This is a genomic window from Streptomyces sp. NPDC093097 (genome assembly GCF_044754325.1).
Classification (GTDB): domain Bacteria; phylum Actinomycetota; class Actinomycetes; order Streptomycetales; family Streptomycetaceae; genus Streptomyces.
Genome location: NZ_JBIVOW010000016.1, coordinates 63,639 through 86,908 on the forward strand (window position 1 = coordinate 63,639; position 23,270 = coordinate 86,908).

Consider the following 23,270-nt stretch of genomic DNA (forward strand, 5'->3'; position numbering starts at 1 on the left):
AGGTACGCGGTCAGTGCCCGCGACACCTGGTGTGCCTCCGTGCGCCGCCGGGTTGGAGCGCCGCACCCTCGGATGCGTGCGCCCCCAAGCGCGCGGCGCGCCCTGTGCGCCTGCGGTCAGTTGACCTCGCGGTCCAGGCCGGACCAGTACGGCTGCCGGAGCTTGAACTTCTGGATCTTCCCGGTGGCGGTGCGCGGGATGGCGTCGCGGAACTCGACGGACGTCGGGGCCTTGTAGCCGGCCAGGTGCCGCTTGCAGTGGGCGATGATGTCGGCCTCCTGCGCCGTGGCCCCCTCGGCGAGCACCACCAGGGCCTTGATCGTCTCGCCCCACTTCTCGTGCGGTACGCCGATGACCGCGACCTCGGCGACCGCCGGGTGGCCGAAGATCGCGTCCTCCACCTCGATCGACGAGACATTCTCGCCGCCGGTGATGATCACGTCCTTCTTCCGGTCCGAGATCGTCAGATGGCCGTCGGCGGGGTCCAGCGTGCCGCCGTCACCGGTGTGGAACCAGCCGTCCTCCAGCGCCGCGGCCGTCTCCTCCGGCTTCTCCCAGTAGCCGTCGAGGACGGTGTTGGAGCGGGCCAGGACCTCGCCGGAGGCCGCGACCTTCAGCTTGACGCCGAGCGCGGGCACTCCCGCACGGGAGAGTTTGCGGGCCCGCTCCTCGGCGGGCCGGTCCACGTCCTCGGGCCGGGTGCGGTTGAACGTCAGCAGCGGGGAGGTCTCGGTGAGGCCGTAGAGCTGGGTGAACTCCCAGCCCAGTTCCTCCTCCACGCGCCAGATGGTGCGGGTCGGGGGCGGGGCGCCCGCGCAGACGATCCGCACCCGGTCGCGGCCCGGCACCTCGCCCTGCCAGGCAGCCGCCGCGTCCAGCACCATGTTCCACACCGCGGGCGCACCGCACATCAGCGTCACACCGTGCTCCTCGACGCGCCGGAGGATCTCGGCGCCGTCGACCTTGCGCAGGGCGACCTGCTTCACTCCCAGCCCGGCCATCACATACGGCATGCCCCAGCCGTTGCAGTGGAACATCGGCAGCGTGTGCAGGTACACATCGCGTTCCCAGGCCCGGGTGTGCAGGCCGAAGGTCATGCCGTTGACCCAAATGTTGCGGTGGGTCAGCTGCACGCCCTTGGGGCGGGCGGTGGTGCCCGAGGTGTAGTTGATCGTCGCGGTGGCGTCCTCGTCCGGCCGGGACCAGGGCCGCGGCTCGACGCCGAACCGCATCAGCGCGGTCTCGGTCTCCTCGCCGAGGACGAAGCGGTGGCGCACCTTGATGTCGCCCAGCGCCTCGTCCAGTTCCGGGTCGACGAGCAGGACCGAGGCGCCGCTCTGCGCCACCACGTACGCGACCTCCTCGGGCCTGAGGCGGAAGTTCACCGGGACGCAGATCCGGCCGCTCATCGGCACCGCGAACAGCAGCTCCAGCAGCCGCGCGGAGTTGTGACCGGCCACCGCCACCCGCTCCCCCTCCCCCACGCCCAGCGCGTCCAGTCCGGCCTGCCAGGCCCGGACCCGTTCGGCGAAGCGCCCGTAGGTCGCATCGGGCACCGGCGGGGCGGGCTGCCGCGGTTCGTCGACCACCCCCGGGCTGTCGCGGAACGCCAGCTCGGCCCGGTCGAGGAAGTCCGCGATCGTCATCGGTGTCCGCATGCTCTCTCCTGTGCTCGGGGAATCGGGAACTGCTCGGGAATCGGGTAGGGCCGCAGCCGACGCGGCGCGGGCGCCGGCCGGCTGACCGGGAGTGTGGCAGCCGGGGCCGGCGGCACGCCCCCGCCCCGCGGCCTGCGGGGACAACGGTCAAGCGATCAGCCGCACTTGACGGGAAGTGCACCCCGTCGCGGGCACGGGCCGGCCCGGTCGCCTCCGCCGGATCCGTCCTCCCGCAACCGTCGATCCTCCTTCCCGACGCATTGCCGCGGCGCCGCAGCCATCGTGTAATCAGTGGCGCAGGTCTCACCACCCCCTAATGGGGGGAAGCGGAGGTAACGGCGTGCGGCGCGAGTCGGGGACGGGGGAATCCGTTGACGTGGCGACGGCACTGGCGCGACTGCGGCGGGCCAGCGGGGTACCGGTGGCGTTCGGCGGGCTGCTGGCCGGCTCCGGCCGCTACCGCATCGACGAACTGTCCGGCACGGCCACCCCGGCGCTGCGCGGGCTGGACGTCCTCCGCGGCAACGGACTGGGCGGGAAGGCGGCCGCGCTGACCCGGCCGTGCGCGGTGAGCGACTACCCCCTCTCGCCGGCGATCAGCCACGAGTACGACGGGGCGGTGGCCGCGGAGGGACTGCGGTCGGTGCTCGCGGTGCCGGTGGTGGTGCGGCGCCGGGTGCGCGGGGTGCTCTACGGGGCGCTGCGGCGGCCGGTGCGGCTCGGCGACCGGGCGCTGTCCGCCGCGCTGGCGGCGGCGCGGGAGCTGGAGCAGGCGCTGCTGCTCCAGGACGAGGCGGCCCGGCTGCTGACGGTGGCCCGGCGGCCGGCCGCCGGCCCGGCCGCGTGGGAGGAGGTCCGGGAGGCCCACGGCGAACTCCGGGCGCTGGCGCAGCGGGTGGCCGATCCGCTGCTGCGGCGGGAGCTGCTGGTGGCCTGCGGGCGGCTGGCGGCGGCGGGGCGGGCGGACGCGGTGCCGCCGGCCGCGGCCGGTGGGCGCCGGGCGGCCGGACCGGTCCTGGCGCCCCGGGAGCTGGACGTACTGGCGCAGATCGCGACCGGCGCGACGAATGCGCAGGCGGCGGAACACCTGGGGCTGCGCCCGGAGACCGTGAAGGGCTATCTCCGGTCGGTCATGCGGAAGTTGGGGGTGCACAGCCGGATGCAGGCGGTGATCGAGGCGCGGCGGACGGGGATGCTGCCGTAGGCACGGGCGCGGGCGGCGCGCCGTCGCCGACCGCGGCGGGCCGGGATGCCGCCGCAGCCAAGAGCGGCCGGCGAGTCTCCCTCGACCCCGGCCGCCTGCGCGGAAATTCCCTTGCCGCCCAGACGGCGGCGCGGACATCATCTGCGCATGATCGACACCCATGCCCTCGCCGAGAAGCCGGTCCTCGAAGGCGAACGCATCCGACTGGTGCCGCTGGCCGACCGGCACGCGGCCGCCTTCCACGCCACCTTCCAGGACCCGGAGACCCGACGGCTGACGGGGACCCACCGCGACTGGACCCTGCCGGAGCTCCAGGAGTGGGTCACCGCCTGCGGCACCCGCACCGACCGGCTGGACCTGGCCGTCGAGGACCGGGCGACCGGCGACTACCTGGGCGATCTGACCCTCAGCCAGATCGACCCGGACAACGCCCACGGCAGCTTCCGGATCGCCCTGGTCCCCGCCGCCACCGGCCGCGGCCTGGGCCCGGAGGCGATCCGGCTGCTGCTCGGCCACGCCTTCGACAAGGTGGGCCTGCACCGCGTCGAGTTGGAGGTGTTCGCCTTCAACGAGCGGGCCCGGCGCAGCTACGAGAAGTGCGGTTTCGTCATGGAGGGCCGGATGCGCGAGGCCCTGCGCTGGGACGGGGCCTGGCACGACGTCCTGATGATGGCCGCCCTACGGCCGGCGGCCGCGACGGCTCAGTAGTCCTCCCCCGTGAACGGCAGCCGCTCGGTGACCAGCGCGGCGTCCAGGGTGCGGACCGCGCCCGGGGTGTGCTCGGTGACCAGCCCGGCCTGGACGAACCGGCGTACCGGCACCCCGCCGAGGTAGCAGGACGCCAACTCCCGTACGTCCAGGGAGACATCGGGTTCGTCGCCGGTCGGCGTCCAGGAGGCGGTGGCGCCCGGCCCGTCGACGGTCAGCCGGAAACGGCCGTCGTTGGCGGGGAGGGCGGTGTCCCGGACGGCGAGGACGAGATCCAGCGGGGCGGCCCAGGAACGGGCCGTGAGGGCGTCCCCGACGTCCACCAGCCGCAGCCACAGACAGGGTTCCTGACGGGTGACCCGGACCTGGTCGCGGTCGGCGGCGAAAAGCAGCAGGGGGTCGTCGGCGGGCCGGGCCCAGGCGCGGACACCAGCCGTCAGGTCGATCCCGGCGAGATAGGACCACAGCGCGGCGGCGGCCGGGGCGGACTCGGCCGCCATTTCCTCCACGGCGACCGCGCCGGGCCCGTCGTCGCCGGAGCCGCGGGTGCGGTAGAGGGCGTAGCCGCCGGGCGGGGTGCCGGCGGCGCCCAGCACCACCACCCGCAGCGGGCCGTAGTCGTCATCGTCGTCGTCGGGGCTTTCCAGGTCGAGCACATGCCGGCGCCACCAGGCCGCGTCCCGGCTGAACCGGCCGGCGCTGAGGGCCAGTTGCGCCTCGTAGAGGGGGCCGAGCACGGCCGGCGCCTCGGCCCGGTCGAGCAGCCGCAGCGGGCGGGGGTCGGGGTCGATGCGCAGCGCCAGCGGCCGGGTGGCGTCGATGTCGACGCGGTACGCCTCGGTGGCGGCGCCGAAGCCGTACCGGCCGTAGATCGCGCTCTCCGAGGCCCAGAGGCAGGCCAGCGGCAGCCCTTCGGCGGCGCACCGCCGCCAGGTCTCCTCGATCATCGCGGTGAGCGCGCCGCGCCGCCGGTGGGTGGGCGCCACCACGACGAAGTCCAGTGCCGCGCAGGGGAGCTGGGCGCCGGGGACGGCGAGCCGCAGGTGGTGGACGGCGGCCATCCCGGCCAGTGTGCCGCCGTCGTAGGTGCCGATCCTGGTCGTGTCGCGGAGCACCGCGCGCTGGAAGGCGTGCTCCTTGTCGTCCAGCTTGCGGTGGAAGGCGAGCGCGGCGAGCTCGACCGCCCGGTCGAGGTCCGCCTCGTCGATGTCGCGGAGGGTCAGTTCCGTACCGTGGTCCATGGTCACGCGGGGACGCTAACCGGGCGGGCCCGTCGCCTTCATCCCGTTTTCCCTAGGGACGGCGGGTTTCAGCCCCGTGGCGTACGGCGTTGCGCCGTCCCGTCGCCGTCTCCCACCAGCTGCTCGCCGCGTTCGGTACGCCGGTAGACCACCCGCCGTCCCACCCGCACCCCGACGACCAGCCCGGCGTCCCGCAGGACGGCCAGGTGGCCGCCGACGGTACCGAGGGACTGCCGGAGCCGGGCGGCGAGTTCGGTGCTGGTGGCGGGCTGCCGGAGGGCGCGCAGGAGGGTGGCGCGGCCGGTGCCCAGGAGGCGTTCCAGGGCGCGGTCCGGGTCGTCGGCGGTGGCCGTGGCGGCGGCGCCGCGGGCCGGGTAGACCTGGGCATAGCGGCCGGCGGGCCCCTCGCAGAGCCAGGTGCCGGTGGCCAGGCTCACCGGGACAAGCAGCAGTCCGGTGTCGCCGATGACGCGGTCGGGGCCGGGGTGGCGGCCGAAGCGGATGGCGTCCGGGCCCTCCCAGGTGCTGTGCCGGCTCATCTGCTCCAGGGCGCCGGGCCAGCCCCGTACGGCGAGCAGTCCGGCCCGGTGCGCGATATCGCGTTCGAGGAGGGCGCGGCGGCGGGGCCACTCGGCGGCGATGTGCGCGCTCCACAGGGCGTGCAGCAGGTCGGCGGTGCGGGCGGCCCAGTCGTGTCCGGTGAGCCAGGCCAGGTCGTGGTGGTGCCGGTGGCCGGTGGCGTAGCGGGGGTGCGGGTGGGCGCGGGAGGTTTCCAGTTCGGCGCGGAAGACGGCGTCGGGGACGGCGCGGACGGCGGCCAACTCGGCGGCCAGGGTGGTGCGCAGGCCGTCCGGCGGCGGGATCGCCACGGAGCAGGGCAGCCAGGTCGTCGAGCCGAGCAGGCCGAGCAGACCGCGGGCGAACGGGTCGGCGGCCAGGGCGGCGGTGAAGGCCGGGAGGTGGCGGGCGCGCCAGGCGGCGTACCAGGGGGCGGGGTGCGGCCGGGCCAACGCCAGTGCGGTGCCGAGGGTTTCGGCGAGCGGCGACAGCGCGAAACGGGAGCGGGACAGGGCCAGCGGGCTCAGCCGCAGGGTGACCATCGGCCACCGCCTCCCTCCGGGCGTTCGGCCATGGGCCCGCCCCTCGCGTCCCGGGGCGTTCGCCCCGCCGCGTTCCGACCCTTCGTCCCGACCTTTCGCCCCCGGCCGAAAGCATAGGATTCGGCGGCCGCCCGCGCAGACTCCGGCCATGGACTCCCCCTCCGCGTCCCCCTCCGCCTCCCCGCCCGCGTCCGAACCCGTCGCCACCCCCGCATCGCCCCTGTCCCGCCCCGCCTTCCGCTGGTTCCTGACCGGGCATGCGGTGTCGTTGCTGGGCAGCGCGATGGCCCCGGTGGCGCTGGCGTTCGCGGTGCTGGACGGTTCGGGCGGCCGACCCGGCGACCTCGGTGCCGTGCTCGCCGCCCGGATGCTGCCGCTGCTGGCGTTCCTGCTGGTGGGCGGGGCCACCGCAGACCGGTTCCGGCGGCGGACGGTGCTGGCGGCCGCGCACCTGGGCTCGGCGGCCGCCCAAGCAGCCGTCGCCTCACTGCTGTTGACCGGGCACTACGCGCTGCCGTCGGTCGTCGGGCTGGAGGTGCTGGGCGGGATCTGCGCGGCGTTCACCGCCCCGGCGCTGCGCGGACTGCTCCCGGAACTGGTCGACACCGCGGCGCTGCGGCCGGCCAACGCCCTGCTGAGCACGGTGCGGAACGTCGCCAAGGTGGCGGGGCCGAGCGCGTCGGGGCTGCTGGTGGCGGTCGCCGGCAGCGGACCTGCGCTCGCCCTCGACGCGGTGAGTTACGCGGTCGCCGCCGGGTGCCTGCTGCGCCTGCCGTCCACCGGGCGCGGTCCGGCGCGGCGTCCGGGGTCCGTCCGCACCCAACTCCGCGCCGGTTGGCGGGAGTTCCGGCGGATCCGCTGGCTGGGGCCGCCCACCCTGGCGTTCTTCGTGATCAATCTGGTGCAGACCGGGACCTGGCAGATCCTGGGTCCGACACTGACCGAACGGACCGCCGGCCGGGCGGTCTGGGGGCTGGTGCTCAGCGCCCGGGGCATCGGACTGCTGCTGAGCGGCGCGGTGCTGTACCGGCTGGCGGTCGGCCGGCTGCTGGCACTGGGGCAGGCGGCCGCCGCGCTGGGGTCGGTGCCGCTGCTGGTGCTCGGATGGCGACTGGACGCGCCCTGGCTGGTGGCCGCCGGCTTCGCCGCCGGGCTCGGCGTCTGCGTCACCGGCATCGCCTGGGACACCGCGCTCCAGGAGCACGTCCCGGCGCACGCGTTGTCCCGGGTCGCGGCCTACGGCGATCTGCTGTCGTACGCCGCGATCCCGGTGGGGCAGCTGTGCGTGGGGCCGCTGGCCCGGGCGTACGGCGGCTTCCGGGTGGCCGCGGTGGCCGGTGCGGTGGCCGCGCTCGCCGCGCTGCTGCCGCTGACGTCCCCGGCGGTGCGGCGCCTCCGGCACACCCGCCCGGCCGGGGACGCCTGACGGCGACGCAGCGCAGCAAGGAGGACGGCCGATCCCGCCCCCTCGACGACAGGCCCGCGGTGCCCGGCCCTCGACGGACCGGGCACCGCGGGCGCGGGCCCCCTCACACCCGCTCGGCCCGGCTCACCTCACAGCCACTCGCCGAACCGGCGGATGTACCACCGCTTCACTCCCTGGGTCAGCAGGCAGTACGCGGCGAGCGTCGCGACCAGCCACGGGAAGTAGGCCAGCGGCAGCGGCTGCATGCCCACCGCCCCGGCCAGCGGCGAGAACGGCAGCCACAGGCCGACGCCCATCACCAGCACCGTCATCAGCAGCACCGGCCAGGTGGCGCGGGACTGCACGAACGGGATGCGGCGGGTGCGGAGCATGTGGACGACCAGGGTCTGGGTCAGCAGCCCCTCGACGAACCAGCCGGACTGGAACAGCGCCTGATGGACCTCGCTGTTGGCGCCGAAGGTGTACCACATCAGCGCGAAGGTGGTGATGTCGAAGATCGAGCTGGTCGGACCGAGGACGAGCATGAAGCGGCCGATGCCCTTGGCGTCCCACTTGCGCGGGGTGCGCAGGTAGTCGGCGTCCATCCGGTCCCAGGGCGTGGCCAGTTGGGAGATGTCGTACAGGAGGTTCTGCACCAGCAGCTGGAGCGCCAGCATCGGCTGGAACGGGATGAACGCGGACGCGACGAGGACCGAGAAGACGTTCCCGAAGTTCGAGGAGGCGGTCAGCTTCAGGTACTTGATGGTGTTGCCGAAGGTCAGCCGGCCGCGCAGCACGCCCTGGCCGAGGACGGTGAGGTCCTTCTCCAGCAGGATGATGTCGGCGGACTCCTTGGCGATGTCGACGGCGGTGTCGACGGAGATGCCGACGTCGGCGTCGCGCAGCGCGGCGGCGTCGTTGATGCCGTCGCCGAGGAAGCCGACGGTGTGCCCGTCGGCCTGGAGGACGCGCACGATGCGGGCCTTCTGGACCGGGTTGACCTTGGCGAACAGGGTTGCCGTACGGGCCCGGTGGAGCAGTTCGAGGTCGTCGAGGGTGTCGATCTCGGCGCCGGTGACGGGGGTGCCGGGGTCGATGCCGACCTGCTCGCAGACCCGGGCGGCGACCAGTTCGCTGTCGCCGGTGACGACCTTGACCACGACGCCGTTGTCGGCGAGGCCCGCCAGCGCCTGGGCCGCGTCCCCCTTCGGCGGGTCGAGGAAGGCGAGGAAGCCGATCAGGGTCAGCTCGGCCTCGTCGGCGACGGTGTAGCTCTCCCGGTCGGCGGGCAGGGTGGCCGTCGCCACCGCGAGCACCCGCAGGCCCTGCCGGCTGTGGTCCTCGGCGGTGCGCAGCACCGACTGCCGCAGCGTGCCGGTGAGTTCGGCGTGCTCGCCGGCGTGGACGACCCGGACGCAGCGGTCCAGGACCTCCTCCACCGCGCCCTTGGTGATCAGCAGGTGCTCGTCGGCGGGGCCGTCGAGGTCGTTGCGGCGCAGCACGACCGACATCCGGCGGCGCGCGAAGTCGAAGGGGATCTCGTCGATCAGCGTGAAGCGGGCGTCGACGACAACCTCCTCGGCCTCGTGCATCCGGTCGATGACGGCCTGGTCCATCAGGTTGCGCAGTCCGGTCTGGAAGTGGCTGTTGAGGTAGGCGTGTTCGAGGACCTCGGTGTCGGGCCGGCCGCGTACGTCGAGGTAGCGGTCCAGGACGATCCGGTCCTCGGTGAGGGTGCCGGTCTTGTCGGTGCACAGCACGTCCATGGCGCCGAGGTTCTGGATGGCGTTGAGCTGCTTGACGACGACCTTGCGGCGGGAGAGGGCGACCGCCCCGCGCGCCAGGTTGGTGGTGACGACCATCGGCAGCATCTCGGGGGTGAGGCCGACCGCGACGGCCACCGCGAAGGTGAAGGCCTCCGCCCAGTCGCCCTTGGTGAGCCCGTTGATGAGGAACACCACCGGGACCATCACCATCATGAAGCGGATCAGCAGGAAGCTGACCTTCTTGACGCCGGTGTCGAAGCTGGTCTCGGGGCGCTCGCCGACCAGCGAGCCGGCCATCGAGCCGAGGTAGGTGTCCTCGCCGGTGGCGACGACCACGCCGGTGGCGCTGCCGGAGGTGACGGAGGTGCCGGTCAGGACGAGGTTGCCGGCCTCGACCGGGTCGCCGGCGGCGTCCTGGCCGCGGTCGGTGGCCAGCCGGGTGTCGGCCTTGGCGACCGGCAGCGACTCGCCGGACAGCGCGGCCTGGCTGACCATCAGGTCCTTGGCGGCGAGCAGTCGCAGATCGGCCGGGACGAGGTCGCCGGCGGCCAGCTTGACCACGTCGCCGGCGACCACGTCGGCCATCGGGATCTCGACGGTGGCGGGCGCCCGGCCGCGGCCCGCCCGGCGCTGCACCGCGGTGGTCGTGGTGACCAGGGCGCGCAGCGCGGCGGCCGCGGTGCCGGAGCGGAACTCCTGCCAGAACCGCAGCCCGGCGCTGATCAGCACCATCGCGCCGAGGATGACGATCTTCGGGTCGAACGGCTCGGTGGCGGAGACCTGGAGCCACTGGCCGTACATCACAGCCACCAGCACCGCCAGGACCAGGATGAACGGGTTCCAGAACGCCTTGGCGAGCTGGACGTACCAGCGCGGCGGGCGCTCCTGGGCGATGGCGTTGGCGCCGTCGCGCTCCCGTCGGGCCACCGCCTCGCGCTGGGTGAGGCCGGCGGAGGTGCTGCCGAGGTCGTTCAGGACCTCCTCGGCGGGGCGGGCGCTGTACTCGGCCAGCCGGGCGGCGGCCTGGCGGGTGCGCGCCTCCAGCTCGGCGGCGCGGCGCTCCCGGCGGGGGCGGCGGCCCGGCGGCGCAAGGCTCTCCGGAGTGGGCGGGGTGGTCATCGTGCTCATGACTGGACCTCCTGACGCGCACGCAGGCAGGGCCCCGGCCGGCCGCCGCCGGAAGCCCCGGAAAACCTCGGAAGACGTCCGAGGAGAATCCGGGAGGCAGCCGGAACGAAACGCACGGAAAACCGGGAGAGAACTCCGGACGGCGGGCCAAAACGCAGAACTGTGCCCGGGAGGCGATAAGTCCCACGTCCGGCACGACATCCGGTGGATTCGTCCGCGGAATGTTTTCCGGCAGGCCGAAAGAGCCAGTGCGCACGAGCGCTGAGAATTACGGGAAATTACCGGTGCGAGATATTCACCAGTGGATTCATCGGTGGACCGGACCGCAGGAGACGACCGTGGGGGATCGTCGCGGGTATGCGGACGGGCCGGGCCCGACGGGCAGCGGAAAGCGCCCGGGATTCACCGGTGAGTGCACACAGCGGAGTGGGGAGAAGAGCCCCGGATTCACGCGGAGAACGGCGTGATCAGTTCAGGGCAGCGCTGCGGCAAGGACTTCCTTCGGGACTCATCCCGATCACCTCCTTGCTTGCGCGGACATCGCCGGGCGCCCTGCGGAAGGGCGCCTTCGCGGCCCTATCCTGCCATACATCCACCGGCACCCCTCGCCGCGACGGTAATTTATTGCCGTGAAGCGGTGTGAGGTGCGTCGCATTGTTCTTTCATGATCCGCTCCGCGCGCCGCATTGTGCGCCGGTGATCCGCTCGCCATAAGCGGCCCGGCCCGGCGATTACCGACGGGTATTCCACCGTCCGATTCGGCGGGGCGCGACGGGTGTGGGGCGGCGGCGGTGCGCCCGGTGGGCCCACCCACGGGGCCGGCGGCGTCGGGTCCGCCGGCCCCGTGGGTCTCGCGGCCGCCCGCCGAGGCGTCCAACAGGAGCCCCGCAGCACCGCGTTGGGACGCAGCGCCCGTCAGGCGACCTCGCCGATCCGGCCCACCGGCCGCGGCGGGTCGTGGTGGATCGGGGTGTGCGCGCCGGTCAGCGGGGCGCCGGTGCCGCCGCGGCGGTTGGCGACGATCTCGGCGGCGATGGACAGCGCAGTCTCCTCCGGGGTGCGGGCGCCCAGGTCCAGCCCTATGGGCGAGCGCAGCCGGTTGAGCTCGATCTCGGTGAGGCCGACATCGCGCAGCCGCTGCTGGCGGTCGAGGTGGGTGCGGCGGGAGCCCATCGCGCCGACGTAGGCGACGGGGAGCCGGAGCGCCCGTTCCAGCAGCGGGATGTCGAACTTGGCGTCGTGGGTGAGGACGCAGAGCACCGCGCGGGCGTCGAGTTCCTGGGAGTCGAGGTAGCGATGGGGCCAGTCGACGACGATCTCGTCCGCGTCCGGGAAGCGGGCCCGGGTGGCGAAGACCGGCCGGGCGTCGCAGACCGTGACGTGGTAGCCGAGGAACTTGCCGACCCGCACCAGCGCCGCCGCGAAGTCGATCGCCCCGAAGACCAGCATCCGGGGCGCCGGGACGGAGGACTCGACGAGCAGCACGACCGGCTGCCCGCACCGCGCGCCCTCGGCGCCGATCTCCAGCGTGCCGGTCCGCCCGGCGTCCAGCAGGGCCCGGGCCTCCTCGGCCGCGGTGCGGTCCAGGCCGGGGTGCCCGCCGAGGCCGCCGGTGCGGCTGCCGTCGGGACGGACCAGGAGGGCGCGGCCCAGCAGTTCGTCCGGGCCCTCGATGATCCGCGCGAGGGCCGCCGCCTCGCCGGAGGCGGCGGCGGTCAGCGCGGCGGCCAGCGGTGCGGCGGTCTCGTCCGACAGGCCGTCCGCACGGGCCTCGTCGGCGGCAGCGGGGGTGCTCGCCCGTACCGGGGTGACGAAGATGTCGATGACACCACCGCAGGTCAGGCCCACGGCGAAGGCGTCCTCGTCGCTGTAGCCGAAGCGCTCCAGGATCGGCCGGCCGGTCCGCAGGGCCTCCTGGCACAGCTCGTAGACCGCCCCCTCCACGCATCCGCCGGAGACCGACCCGATCGCCGCGCCGTCGCTGTCGACGGCGAGCGCGGCGCCGGGCTGGCGGGGGGCGCTGCCGGTGGTGGCCACGACGGTGGCCACGGCGAAGGTACGTCCCTGCTCCATCCACCGGTTCAGCTCTTCGGCGAGGTCCAGCATGTCGGTCTCCTTACGGACGGGAGTGCGTCGGGCGCTACTTGACGCCCAGCCACTGTTCGATGGGATGGAGCGAAAAATAGACAAGGAAGATTCCACTGAGCACCCACATAAAGGCACCGACCTCGCGCCACTTGCCCTGGGCCGCCTTGATGGCGGTGTGGGCGAGGACGCCGGCGCCGACGCCGGTGGTGATCTGGTAGGTGAACGGCATCAGGGCCACAGTAAGGAAAACCGGGACCGAACTCGCCCGGTCGCTCCAGTCCACGTGTCCCGCGACACTCATCATCATCGACCCGATGACCACCAGCGCGGCAGCGGCCACTTGGGCGGGCACGAGGTGGGTGAGCGGGGTGAAGAAGAGGCAGGCCGCGAAGAGCAGTCCGGTCACGACGGACGACAGGCCGGTCCGGGCGCCCTCGCCGACACCGCTGGCCGACTCGATGAAGACGGTCTGGCCGGAGCCGCCGGTCAGTCCGCCGAGGGCACCGCCCGCGCCGTCCACGAACAGCGCCTTGGACAGGCCCGGCATCCGGCCGTCGGCGTCGGCGAGTTTCGCCTCCGTGCCGACGCCGATGATGGTGGCCATCGCGTCGAAGAACCCGGCCAGCACCAGGGTGAAGACGATCATGGTGACGCTCAGGACGCCGATGGAGCCCCAGCCGCCGAACTCGACGTGCCCGAAGAGCCCGAAGTCGGGCAGGGCGAGGGCGCTGCCGCTCAGGGTCGGGGGCGTGCCGCCCCAGTCCGCGGCGGTCAGCCCGCCGAGCTTGGTGGCGCCGATGGCGAGCGCGGAGCCGACGACGATGCCGATGAGGATCGCGCCGGGCACCCGGCGGGCCTGGAGCATGAAGATCAGCAGCAGGGTGAGGCAGAAGAACAGCACCGGCCAGCCGACCAGATGGCCCGACAGATCGCTGCCGAGGGTGACCGGGCCGCCGGCGCCCTTGCCCACGAAGCCGGCCTTCACCAGCCCCAGCAGGGCGACGAACAGGCCGATGCCCATGGTGATCGCGTGCTTGAGGGCGAGCGGGATGGCGTTCATGACGCGCTCGCGCAGGCCGGTGACGACCAGCAGGCAGATGACGGCGCCGTAGACCACGCACATGCCCATCGCCTGCGGCCAGGTCATGTGCGGCACCACCTGGGTGGTCAGCACCGCGGAGACGTTGAGGCCGGCGGCGAGGGCGAGGGGGACCCTGCCGACGAAGCCCATCAGCAGGGTGCCGAGCGCCGCGCCCAGCGCGGTGGCGGTGACCAGGGCGCCGTGGTCGAGGGCGGCGTGGTGGACGTCCCGTACCGACCCCAGGATCACCGGGTTGAGCAGCAGGATGTAACACATCGCCATGAAGGTGGTCAGGCCGCCGCGGGTCTCGCGCGCGAGGGTCGATCCCCGTTCGGATATGTGGAAGTACCGGTCGAGCCAGGACCGGCCGGCGGGCTGGCGCGAGCCGTCGCCCGCGTCGTCCGCCGTGGTTCCGGGCGTGCTGGACTGCTGGGTCATGAGGCCTTGACTCCCAAGGTTCACAGGGGCACTCGCCGGGGCGGCGAGCGGTGGGTTGGAACGTCGGCTGCACGACCCGGGGGACGGCCCGAGGCGAACGCGGCGCTGTCCGCGCGGAGTTGGCGCGGATCAGTGCTGAGGAGGGTGCGGGTATGGCGCCGGGCGGTGCGCACCGGAGGACGGAGGGGACTCCCTCGCCGTGCGCACCGCCCGGAAGACCGTCGTCCGGGGAGACCTCCTGGAGACCTCCCCGGGCGCTTCACCGTTACATGCCCGTCAGGTGCTCGGGCCGTACCGGGGTCTTGTTGAGCTCCAGCCCGGTCGCGTCCCGGATCGCCGCGAGGACGGCCGGGGTGGACGACAGGGTGGGGGCCTCGCCGATGCCGCGCAGCCCGTAGGGGGCGTGCTCGTCGGCGAGTTCGAGGACGTCGACCGGGATGGTCGGGGTGTCGAGGATGGTGGGGATCAGGTAGTCGGTGAAGGAGGGGTTGCGGACCTTGGCGGTCCCGGGGTCGACGACGATCTCCTCCATCACCGCCATGCCCAGCCCCTGGGTGGTGCCGCCCTGGATCTGGCCGACGACCGAGAGCGGGTTGAGCGCCTTGCCGACGTCCTGGGCGCAGGCCAGCTCGATGACCTTGACCAGGCCCAGTTCGGTGTCCACCTCGACGACCGCGCGGTGCGCGGCGAAGGAGTACTGGACGTGGCCGAAGCCCTGGCCGGTGCGCAGGTCGAAGGGCTCGGTGGGCCGGTGCCGGAACTCCAGCTCCAGGTCGATCGCCGCGTCCTGAAGGACGTCGACGAGATCGGCCAGCACCTCGCCGCCGTCGGTGGTGACCTTGCCGCCCTCCAGGAGCAGTTCGGCGGTGGCCCACGCCGGGTGGTGGGTGCCGAGCCTGGCGCGGCCGAGCGCGAGGACCTTTTCGCGCACCGCCTCGCAGGTGTTCTTCACCGCGCCGCCGGTCATGTACGTCTGCCGGGAGGCGGAGGTGGAGCCGGCCGAGCCGACCTGGGTGTCGGCGGGATGGATGGTGACCCGGTCCACGCCGAGTTCGGTGCGGGCGATCTGGGCGTGGACGGTGACGCCGCCCTGCCCGACCTCCGCCATCGCGGTGTGCACGGTGGCCACCGCCTCGCCGGCGACGACCTCCAGGCGCACTCGGGCGGTGGAGTAGTCGTCGAAGCCCTCGGAGAAGCCGACGTTCTTGATGCCGACGGCGTAGCCGACGCCGCGGACCACGCCCTCGCCGTGGGTGGTGTTGGACAGTCCGCCGGGCAGCGCCCGCACGTCGGCGCCCTCGCCGGCCGCCAGCCACTGCTGCTCGGGCGGCATCGGCAACGCCTTGACCCGGCGCAGCAGTTCGGCGACCGGGGCGGGCGAGTCGACCTCCTGCCCGGTGGGCAGGAGGCTGCCCTGTTCCATGGCGTTGAGTTGGCGGAACGCGACCGGGTCCATACCGAGCCGCTGGGCGAGCTTGTCCATCTGCGCCTCGTAGGCGAAGCACGCCTGGACCGCGCCGAAGCCGCGCATCGCGCCGCAGGGCGGGTTGTTGGAGTAGAGCGCGAGCGCCTCGATGTCCACGTCGTCGACGACGTACGGGCCGACCGAGAGGGACGCGGCATTGCCGACGACGGCCGGGGAGGAGGACGCGTAGGCGCCGCCGTCCAGCACGATCCGGCACTTGAGGTGGGTGAGCTTGCCGTCCTTGGTGGCGCCGTGCTCGTACCAGAGCTTGGCCGGGTGCCGGTGGACGTGCCCGAAGAACGACTCGAAGCGGTTGTAGACGATCTTGACGGGTCTGCCGGTGCGCAGTGCCAGCAGGCAGCCGTGGATCTGCATCGACAGGTCCTCGCGGCCGCCGAAGGCGCCGCCGACGCCGGAGAGCGTCATCCGGATCTTCTCCGGCGGCAGTCCGAGGACCGGGGCGATCTGCCACAGGTCGGAGTGGAGCCACTGGGTGGCGACGTAGAGGTCGACGCCGCCGTCCTCGGCGGGCACCGCGAGTCCCGACTCCGGGCCGAGGAACGCCTGGTCCTGCATGCCGAAGACGTACTCGCCGGTGACGATGACGTCGGCCTTCTTCGCGGCCGCCGCGGCGTCGCCGCGGACGATCGGCTGGCGGTGGACGACGTTGGGGTGCGGGGCGTGCGCCATGTGGTGGTCGGTGCGGTCCTCGTGGACCAGCGGGGCGTCCGCGGCGAGCGCGCTGGCCTCGTCGGTGACCAGCGGCAGCGGCCGGTACTCGATCTTGATCTTGGCGGCGGCGCGGCGCGCGGTCTCCGGGTGGTCGGCGGCGACCAGCGCCACCGGTTCGCCGTGGTGGCGCACCTTGCCGTGCGCGAGGACCGGGGTGTCCCGGATCTCCAGGCCGTAGGTCTTCACGTCGGCGGGCAGGTCGTCGTGGGTGAGGACGGCGTGCACGCCGGGGGTGGCCAGCGCCTCGGCGGTGTCGATCGAGACGATCTCGGCGTGCGCCTCGGTGGAGCGGAGCGTGTGGCCCCACAGCATGTCCTCGTGCCACATGTCGGAGGCGTAGGCGAACTCGCCGGTCACCTTCAGGGTGCCGTCGGGGCGGAGCGTGGAGGCGCCGATGCCGGCGTCGGTGGTGCCGCCCTGGGTGAGGTGGGTGGGTGTGCGGGTCGCACCGGACATGGTCAGGCCCCCTGTCCGGCGGTCCGGTCGGCGCCGCGGGCGGCCGCCAGCCGGACCGCGTCGAGGATCTTCTCGTAGCCCGTGCAGCGGCACAGGTTGCCCGACAGCGCCTCGCGGATGTCGGCGTCCGTCGGGGAGGCGTTGCGTTCGAGCAGTTCGTCGGCGGCGACCAGCAGGCCCGGGGTGCAGAAGCCGCACTGGACGGCGCCGGCGTCGATGAACGCCCGCTGGATCGGGGCGAGTTCGGAGTGTTCGCCGGCCCCGGGGCCGGCGGGGCGGGCCTGCCACTGCCGGGCCGCTTCGACGCTCGTCCCGCAGGCGCCGGAGGTGCAGCCGCCGGCGCGCTGCCTGGCGTGCTCGGCCAGGCCCTCGACGGTCACCACCTCGCGGCCCTCGGCCTGGCCGGCCGCGACCAGGCAGGAGCAGACCGGCACCCCGTCCAGGCGGACCGTGCAGGAGCCGCACTCGCCCTGTTCGCAGGCGTTCTTGGAGCCGGGCAGGCCGAGCCGTTCGCGGAGCACGTACAGCAGGCTCTCGCCCTCCCAGACGTCGTCGGCCTGCTGCGGGCGGCCGTTGACGGTGAAGTTCACGCGCACTGTGCGCCTCCCTTGGTGCCGTGGGGGTTGCCGCGGTAGGACTCCCAGGTCCAGCCGAGGGTGCGGCGCGCCATCACGCCCACGGCGTGCCGGCGGTACTTGGCGCTGCCGCGTACGTCGTCGATCGGGTTGCAGGCGCCGGAGGCGAGCTGCGCGAACTGCCGGGCGACGGACGGCGGGAGGGAGTTGCCGGACTCCCAGAAGCCGCCCTCCTCCAGCGCCGCGGCGAGGAACTCCTCGGCCTCCTTGGCCCGTACGGGGGTGGGTGCGGCCGAGCCGATGCCGGTGCGGACCGTGCGGGTCTCGGGGTGCAGCGCGATGCCGAAGGCGCACACCGCGATGACCATGGCGTTGCGGGTGCCGACCTTGGAGAACTGCTGCGGGCCATCGGCCTTGGGCAGGTGGACCGCGCGGATCAACTCGTCCGGTTCCAGGGCGTTCCGCTTGACGCCGACGTAGAACGCGTCGATCGGAATCATGCGCACCCCGCGCGCGGCCGACTCGACCTCGACCTCGCAGCCGGCGGCGAGCAGCGCGGGGTGTGCGTCACCGGCCGGGGAGGCGGTGCCGAGGTTGCCGCCGACGCCGCCGCGGTTGCGGATCTGCGGGGAGGCCACGGTGTGCGAGGCCAGGGCCAGGCCCGGCAGTTCGGCCCGGAGCCGCTCCATGATCGTGGTGTAGGGGACGGAGGCGCCCAGGCGTACGGTCCTCTCTCCGACCTCCCACTCGCCCAGGTCGCCGATGCGGTTCAGGTCGAGCAGGTACTCCGGGCGGCGGTGGTCGAAGTTGATCTCGACCATCACGTCCGTGCCGCCCGCGATGGGCACAGCGGCAGGGTGCGCGGCCTTGGCGGCGAGCGCTTCCTCCCAGCTGGCGGGGCGAAGGAAGTCCATGGTTGGCCTCTTCTACGAAATCGGTCGTCCGCTGCTCATGGTCAAGACCTTCGGGCCGCCTCGCCAGTGAGCCGTTGCTGTCCTGTTTCCAGTGGTCCGGGCTTAGTGAACGCGCCCGGCACCCACCTGGTGCAGTCACCGAAACCATGAAGCGGTTGGCTGGCCAGGCCGCCCGTCTTGTAGATTCGAACGAAAGACGAGGGTTCCCCACCTCGCGGCATTCCACCGGCAACACGAGACAGCACAGAACGGCGGGCGAGGTCATGCGGCTCCGCGCACTCCTGGACACACACTCTCTGGGCCTGAAGCTCCTCGGAGGCGAGGAGGAGCTGGACCGTACCGTCCGCGGCGTGATGACCACCGACCTGCGGGACCCCAGCCGGTATCTCTCCGGCGGCGAGCTGGTGCTCACCGGCGTGGCCTGGCGCCGGGAGCCGGCGGACTGCGAGCGGTTCGTGCGCATCCTGATCGCCTCGGGGGTCACCGGACTCGCGGCCGGCACTGCGGAGTGGGGCGCCGTCCCGGAGGACCTCGTCGAGGCGTGCGCCCGGCACCGGCTGCCGCTGTTCTCGGTCGACGAGACGGTGTCGTTCGCCACGATCACCGAGCATGTCGTCCGGCAGGTGTCCAGCGAGCGGGCCGGCGATCTGGCCGCCGTGGTGGACCGGCACCGGCGCCTGATGACGTCCGGGCCCGCCGGCGGCGGCCCCGAGGTGGTGCTGGACCTGCTCGGCTCCGATCTGGACCTGCGGGCCTGGGTGCTCTCCCCCACCGGCCGCCAGATCGCCGGCTCCACGCTGGCCGACGCCGGTCCCGAGCTGCCCGCGGAGCTGGGCGCCCGGCTGGCCGGCGAGCATCTGGCGGCCGCCCGCAGCGGACGCCCCGGCCCGCACCGGATCACCGTCCAGGGCGGTGTACAGCGCCTGGACGAGGGGCACGGCGCGGGCGAGGGCCCGGGCGCCACGTACTCGCTCTTCCCGATCCGCCAGGAGGGCCGCGACCTGCGGCAGACGGTGCTGAGCGACTGGCTGCTGGCCGTCGAGGCGGACGCCGGCGACTGGTCCGACGAGCGCCTGGACCTGCTGCACGGCGTCACCCAGCTGATCGCCGTCGAGCGGGACCGCCGGGACGCGGACCGCACGGTCCGCCGGCGTCTGGCCCAGGAGGTCCTGGAGCTGGTCCAGGCCGGTGCGGCGCCGTCCGAGATCGCCGCCCGGCTGCGGGTGGCCGCCCCGGTCCTGCTGCCCGGCATGGGCACCGCCCCGCACTGGCAGATCGTGGTGGCCCGGGTCGAGTGGGCCGGCGGCGACGTGCCCGGCGGTCCGGTGGCGCAGAGCCTGCTGGAGGAGGTGCTGGTCGACCCCGGCACCTTCGGCCCCGAGCCGGCGGACCGGATCGCGGTGGCGCACCTCGGCGACGAGGCGGTGGCGCTGGTGCCGCTGCCGGCCGTCCCGGACGACGCCGCCGACACCTCCACGGACGGCCTGCGCGCCGAGCAGCTGCTGCGCGCCATCGAGGAGCCGCTCACCTGCGGGCTGGCCGACGACGGCCGGCTGACCGTCGGCGTCAGCGCCGCGGTGCACTCGGCCGAGGGGCTGCGCGGCGCCCTGGAGGAGGCCCGGCACGCCCGCCGGGTCGCCGCCGCCCGCCCGGGCCGGGTCTGCGCCGCCGGCCACGAGGAGCTGGCCTCGCACGTCCTGCTGCTGCCGTTCGTCCCCGACGACGTCCGCCGGGCCTTCACCGCCCGGCTCCTGGACCCGCTGCGCGACTACGACCGCCGCCACCGCGCCGAGCTGATCCCCACCCTGGAGGCGTTCCTCGACTGCGACGGCTCCTGGACGCGCTGCGCCACCCGCCTGCACCTGCACGTCAACACCCTGCGCTACCGCGTGGGCCGGATCGAGCAGCTGACCGGGCGCGACCTCTCGCGCCTGGAGGACAAGCTGGACTTCTTCCTGGCGCTGCGGATGAGCTGACGGGTCGCCAGGCGGCCGCCCGGGGCGGCCCGGCGCGGACGCCCGGCGGGCCCGGCGCGCCGCCCGGCCCGGACGGTGCGCGACCGCCGCCGCCCCTGCTCCATCCGTGGTACCACGCAGGGGCGAGATCGCATCAAGCCCGTTGACACAACGGGCAGTTGGCCCACCGCACAGGCCGTTCGGCCCACCGTTTCCCGGCCATCGCGACCGCCCATTCGATTGTGAAAACTTTCACCCGTCCCCTTGGCCCGGCCGCGGAATTCGTGCTGAGATGCGCGCACAGCATCCTGCATTCCCGTTCAATGGCGCTCGGGGAGGGCACTGTGGCGGACACCGCCATGTCCGGATCGGCAGATCCGGCGGATTCCAAGAGGCCCACGGATCAGATGGCGGTCCCGGCACCACGCCCGGGCTCCGCACCGGCGGCGGTCGGCACCGGGGCGGACGACCCCCTCGCCCGCGCCGTGTGGCGACTGCGCTCCCGCGGCTGCTGGCTCGACGCCGCCGCCCTCCTGGAGCCGCACGCGGCCCGGCAGCCGTCCGCCGCCCTGCACCGCGCCGCGCTCCTGGTGGAGCGCTGCATGTTCACCGCCGCCGGCTGGGCCGAGGCCGAGGACGCGCTGCGCACCGCGGAGGCGCTGGCCGGCGACGACGGCGAACGCGGCGCGGCGGCCTGCGAACGCGGCCAACTCGCCTACACCGCAACGGTCCTGGGCGTCCGCGACCGCGCCGACGAGGCACGGTCCGCACTGGGCCGGGCCGCCGCGCTGCTCGCCCCGGGCACGCCCGGCCGCCCGCTGCTGGACTTCCGGCGCGGTCTGCTGGCCGAGCGCCTCGCCGACAGCCCGGACGCCGCCCGCGCCGCCTACCGCCGCGCGCACGCCGGCGCCACCACCCACGACGACCCCTTACTGCTCTCCTTCACCTGGCGCCACCTGGCCGGACTGGCGCTGCGCGACGGGGAGTTGGCGGAGGCCCGGCACGGTTTCACGGAGTCCCTGCGGATCCGCGAGGAGCTGGGTTTCCTCGTCGGCACCGCACCGGCGCTGGCGGCGCTGGCCGAGGCCGCCCCCGAGGACGAGGCGGCCCGGCTGCGCACGGAGGCCGCCCGGCTCTTCCGCCTCATGGGCGGCGTGCCCACCTGGCTCGCCGCCCAGCTCCCGCTGGAGGAGCCGGCGGGGAACGGGGAGCCGGCGGGGTGATCCCGGCCGGCCGCGCCCGCGCAGGGGGCGCCGTCCGGCCGTCAACCACTCGACATCAGCCATGCCACCCCCCGCGCCGAATGGCCGGAACCATGCCCCACCGGTCACGGTTCGGCCGGGCCGTGGTGGCTGCCGCCGCCGCAGAACCCGCCGAACGGTCGGTAGCGCAGGACCCCACGCGCCCCGAGAATGGCCGCAAGTGGCACTGCGACACCGCGTCGCGGCCTGGATGCTGGTCCGGGACCAGCTTCCTTCGGCAGAGCCTTTCAGGAGGCCCACTGTGGCAGGAGTCATCCCCACCAGCACTGGAAGCGACTGGGGCAAGGCGCATTTCGAGTCGATCTACAACTGCCCTGATCCACACCGGTACTTCGCAACACTGCACCCTTTGGAGTACCAGATCCCGCACCACGGCCAGATGGTGTTCCGCGCGCTGGCCGACGCCCTCCGGCAGCGCCGCGGCACCCCCGCACCGCTCCGCGTCGTCGACCTCTGCTGCTCGTACGGCGTCAACGCGGCCCTGCTCAACCACCAGGTGAGCCTCGACGACCTCTACCACCACTACAGCGCGTCCGGCACCCAGGCCCTGGAGGGCGAGGAGCTGGCCCGCGCGGACCTGGCGTACTACGCCGCCCGCCGGCGGCCCGACGCGGCCCATGTGACCGGCCTGGACGCGGCGGACCGCGCGGTCGCCTACGGCGTGGCCGCCGGCCTGCTCGACCAGGGCTTCGCGGAGAACCTCGAAATCGACGCCCCCAGCGCCCAGCTGCGCCAGGCGCTGTCCGGCACCGACCTGATCACCGTCACCGGCGGCGTGGGCTACATCACCGCCCGCACCTTCTCCCGGCTCTTCGACTCCTTCAACGAACCCCCATGGGTCGCCGCCATGGTGCTCCGCACGGTGTCGTACCGCCCGATCTCCGCGCTGCTCGCCCGGGCCGGGCTGGTGACCGAGCGGCTCACCACGCGGACGTTCCGGCAGCGGCGGTTCGCCGACGACGCCGAGCGCCAGGGTGCGTTCGAGGCGCTGGCGGCCCGCGGACTGTCCGTCGGCGGCAAGGAGGCCCACGGCTTCTACCACGCCGAGCTGTACGTCTCCCGGCCCGCGGCCGACGTCGCGGCGCTGCCGCTGGCGGAGCTGCTGCCCGCCTTCTGACGCGGGACCGCCTCCGGACGGCCGCCCCGTCCCTCGCCTCAGTGCGGGCGCCGGGCCACCGACAGGTGCGCCCGGGCGATCCGCTCCGCGACCGCATGCTCCTGCGCGATCAACGCGTCGAGCAGGGCGGTGTGCTCGGAGGCGTCGGCCAGCAGCTCGGCCGTGCGGAGGCGGGCGCCGCCGCCCGCCGACCACTGCGCGCGGCGCAGCAGCTCACCGGCGACCTCGGTGAGCCGGCGATTCCCGGTCAGCGAGATCAGCGCCTCATGGAAGGCGTGGTCGGCGTCGGCGTACCCGACCCGGTCGCCCCGGGCGGCGGCGGCCACGCTGTCGTCGGCCAGCGGACGCAGCTCCTCCCAGCGCTCCGGCGGCACGGCCCGGGCCAGCCGCAGGAGCGCGGGCACCTCCAGCATGGTGCGGACCTCGGCGAGTTCGGCGAGGTCGCGGGGGCTGCGCTCGCGGACCCGGAAGCCGCGGTTGGGCGCCACCTCGACGGCGCCCTCCCCGGCGAGCTGCTGCATGGCCTCACGGACCGGCGTCGCGGAGACGCCGTACCGCTCGGCGAGGGCCGGTGCGGAGTAGACCTCGCCGGGACGCAGCTCGCCGACGGTGAGCGCCCGGCGCAGGGCGTCCAGGACCTGGCCGCGGACCGAGTGCCGGCGCGGCCGCTGCCGGGGCAGGCGCGGGCCGCCGTCGCCGCCCCGGGCGCCGTGCGCCGCGGCGGGGGCGGCCTGCGCGGGCAGCCACACCCGGGCGTCCGGCTGCGGTTCCGCTGCGCCCTGCTCCATGACGTTCCTCCTGCTGACGACTGTTGCGGCCTGGCCGACCCCGTCCGACCGGGCCGGGCGGCGGGTCTGACGACAGGTCCAGGGCTTGTCGCCACCCTCCCGTCGTCTACCCGAAGGGCGGCCGGGCAACAGACGGAAAGGTGCTCACGGCCCTAAGGGCTGACCCGTCGGGGATTACGGGACAGCCCT

The 23,270-nt window shown here is 74.0% G+C and carries 16 protein-coding genes; 6 read left to right on the top strand and 10 right to left on the bottom strand.

Features of this window, described 5'->3' with window-relative positions:
• Positions 1–116: 116 nt before the first annotated feature.
• Positions 117–1,658 (bottom strand): AMP-binding protein, encoded by a 1,542-nt coding sequence (locus ACIQE0_RS25345; RefSeq protein WP_402336241.1) that lies wholly within the window; start codon positions 1,656–1,658, stop codon positions 117–119.
• A 376-nt stretch (positions 1,659–2,034) separates the two neighbouring features.
• Between ACIQE0_RS25345 and ACIQE0_RS25350 the strand changes: the two genes are divergently transcribed.
• The gene (locus tag ACIQE0_RS25350; RefSeq protein WP_402336244.1) at positions 2,035–2,862 is read left to right on the top strand and encodes a response regulator transcription factor; all 828 of its coding nucleotides are present in this window, start codon (positions 2,035–2,037) and stop codon (positions 2,860–2,862) included.
• A gap of 147 nt (positions 2,863–3,009) precedes the next feature.
• Positions 3,010–3,570, top strand: a complete 561-nt coding sequence (locus ACIQE0_RS25355; protein WP_402336247.1) for a GNAT family N-acetyltransferase — start codon at positions 3,010–3,012, stop codon at positions 3,568–3,570.
• Here ACIQE0_RS25355 and ACIQE0_RS25360 read toward each other — a convergent pair.
• Both ACIQE0_RS25360 and ACIQE0_RS25365 read right to left on the bottom strand, forming a co-directional pair.
• Positions 3,564–4,811, bottom strand: coding sequence for a GNAT family N-acetyltransferase (locus ACIQE0_RS25360; protein ID WP_402336522.1), 1,248 nt, complete (start codon positions 4,809–4,811; stop codon positions 3,564–3,566). The genes ACIQE0_RS25355 and ACIQE0_RS25360 overlap by 7 nt on opposite strands.
• 68 nt (positions 4,812–4,879) lie before the next feature.
• Positions 4,880–5,911 (bottom strand): helix-turn-helix domain-containing protein, encoded by a 1,032-nt coding sequence (locus ACIQE0_RS25365; protein WP_402336250.1) that lies wholly within the window; start codon positions 5,909–5,911, stop codon positions 4,880–4,882.
• A 148-nt stretch (positions 5,912–6,059) separates the two neighbouring features.
• Between ACIQE0_RS25365 and ACIQE0_RS25370 the strand changes: the two genes are divergently transcribed.
• Positions 6,060–7,337 (top strand): MFS transporter, encoded by a 1,278-nt coding sequence (locus tag ACIQE0_RS25370; RefSeq protein ID WP_402336252.1) that lies wholly within the window; start codon positions 6,060–6,062, stop codon positions 7,335–7,337.
• Between the two features lie 128 nt (positions 7,338–7,465).
• Here ACIQE0_RS25370 and mgtA read toward each other — a convergent pair whose 3' ends face one another.
• From mgtA to ACIQE0_RS25400, 6 genes are all read right to left on the bottom strand, one after another.
• Positions 7,466–10,210: a magnesium-translocating P-type ATPase gene (mgtA, locus tag ACIQE0_RS25375; RefSeq protein ID WP_366331520.1), complete on the bottom strand. Its 2,745-nt coding sequence runs from the start codon at positions 10,208–10,210 to the stop codon at positions 7,466–7,468.
• A gap of 915 nt (positions 10,211–11,125) precedes the next feature.
• The gene (locus tag ACIQE0_RS25380; protein ID WP_402336256.1) at positions 11,126–12,316 is read right to left on the bottom strand and encodes an XdhC family protein; all 1,191 of its coding nucleotides are present in this window, start codon (positions 12,314–12,316) and stop codon (positions 11,126–11,128) included.
• Positions 12,317–12,350: 34 nt separating this feature from the next.
• Positions 12,351–13,817: an NCS2 family permease gene (locus tag ACIQE0_RS25385; RefSeq protein WP_402336259.1), complete on the bottom strand. Its 1,467-nt coding sequence runs from the start codon at positions 13,815–13,817 to the stop codon at positions 12,351–12,353.
• A gap of 265 nt (positions 13,818–14,082) precedes the next feature.
• Complete coding sequence (locus ACIQE0_RS25390; protein ID WP_402336262.1) at positions 14,083–16,470, bottom strand: xanthine dehydrogenase family protein molybdopterin-binding subunit; 2,388 nt, start codon at positions 16,468–16,470, stop codon at positions 14,083–14,085.
• A 2-nt stretch (positions 16,471–16,472) separates the two neighbouring features.
• Positions 16,473–17,066, bottom strand: coding sequence for a (2Fe-2S)-binding protein (locus tag ACIQE0_RS25395; protein WP_402336264.1), 594 nt, complete (start codon positions 17,064–17,066; stop codon positions 16,473–16,475).
• Complete coding sequence (locus tag ACIQE0_RS25400; protein WP_402336267.1) at positions 17,057–17,959, bottom strand: FAD binding domain-containing protein; 903 nt, start codon at positions 17,957–17,959, stop codon at positions 17,057–17,059. The genes ACIQE0_RS25395 and ACIQE0_RS25400 overlap by 10 nt, the downstream gene beginning before the upstream one ends.
• A gap of 263 nt (positions 17,960–18,222) precedes the next feature.
• On the opposite strand from ACIQE0_RS25400, the gene ACIQE0_RS25405 reads away from it, so the two are divergent.
• From ACIQE0_RS25405 to ACIQE0_RS25415, 3 genes are all read left to right on the top strand, one after another.
• Positions 18,223–19,935, top strand: a complete 1,713-nt coding sequence (locus tag ACIQE0_RS25405; protein WP_402336270.1) for a PucR family transcriptional regulator — start codon at positions 18,223–18,225, stop codon at positions 19,933–19,935.
• Between the two features lie 386 nt (positions 19,936–20,321).
• On the top strand, positions 20,322–21,137 hold the full coding sequence (locus ACIQE0_RS25410; RefSeq protein ID WP_402336525.1) for a hypothetical protein: 816 nt from the start codon (positions 20,322–20,324) through the stop codon (positions 21,135–21,137).
• Between the two features lie 280 nt (positions 21,138–21,417).
• Positions 21,418–22,293: a hypothetical protein gene (locus ACIQE0_RS25415; RefSeq protein ID WP_402336273.1), complete on the top strand. Its 876-nt coding sequence runs from the start codon at positions 21,418–21,420 to the stop codon at positions 22,291–22,293.
• Between the two features lie 38 nt (positions 22,294–22,331).
• Here ACIQE0_RS25415 and ACIQE0_RS25420 read toward each other — a convergent pair whose 3' ends face one another.
• Positions 22,332–23,081 carry a GntR family transcriptional regulator gene (locus ACIQE0_RS25420; protein ID WP_402336276.1) on the bottom strand — a complete coding sequence of 250 codons (750 nt, stop codon included), beginning with the start codon at positions 23,079–23,081 and terminating at the stop codon, positions 22,332–22,334.
• Positions 23,082–23,270 lie beyond the last annotated feature (189 nt).

Bases quoted from the DNA above. Each gene is read 5' to 3' on its own strand.
- ACIQE0_RS25345 (WP_402336241.1), bottom strand. From the start codon at position 1,658: ATGCGGACACCGATGACGATCGCGGACTTCCTCGACCGGGCCGAGCTG.
- ACIQE0_RS25355 (WP_402336247.1), top strand. From the start codon at position 3,010: ATGATCGACACCCATGCCCTCGCCGAGAAGCCGGTCCTCGAAGGCGAA.
- ACIQE0_RS25360 (WP_402336522.1), bottom strand. From the start codon at position 4,811: ATGGACCACGGTACGGAACTGACCCTCCGCGACATCGACGAGGCGGAC.
- ACIQE0_RS25365 (WP_402336250.1), bottom strand. From the start codon at position 5,911: ATGGTCACCCTGCGGCTGAGCCCGCTGGCCCTGTCCCGCTCCCGTTTC.
- ACIQE0_RS25370 (WP_402336252.1), top strand. From the start codon at position 6,060: ATGGACTCCCCCTCCGCGTCCCCCTCCGCCTCCCCGCCCGCGTCCGAA.
- mgtA (WP_366331520.1), bottom strand. From the start codon at position 10,210: ATGAGCACGATGACCACCCCGCCCACTCCGGAGAGCCTTGCGCCGCCG.
- ACIQE0_RS25380 (WP_402336256.1), bottom strand. From the start codon at position 12,316: ATGCTGGACCTCGCCGAAGAGCTGAACCGGTGGATGGAGCAGGGACGT.
- ACIQE0_RS25385 (WP_402336259.1), bottom strand. From the start codon at position 13,817: ATGACCCAGCAGTCCAGCACGCCCGGAACCACGGCGGACGACGCGGGC.
- ACIQE0_RS25390 (WP_402336262.1), bottom strand. From the start codon at position 16,470: ATGTCCGGTGCGACCCGCACACCCACCCACCTCACCCAGGGCGGCACC.
- ACIQE0_RS25400 (WP_402336267.1), bottom strand. From the start codon at position 17,959: ATGGACTTCCTTCGCCCCGCCAGCTGGGAGGAAGCGCTCGCCGCCAAG.
- ACIQE0_RS25405 (WP_402336270.1), top strand. From the start codon at position 18,223: ATGCGGCTCCGCGCACTCCTGGACACACACTCTCTGGGCCTGAAGCTC.
- ACIQE0_RS25410 (WP_402336525.1), top strand. From the start codon at position 20,322: ATGGCGGTCCCGGCACCACGCCCGGGCTCCGCACCGGCGGCGGTCGGC.
- ACIQE0_RS25420 (WP_402336276.1), bottom strand. From the start codon at position 23,081: ATGGAGCAGGGCGCAGCGGAACCGCAGCCGGACGCCCGGGTGTGGCTG.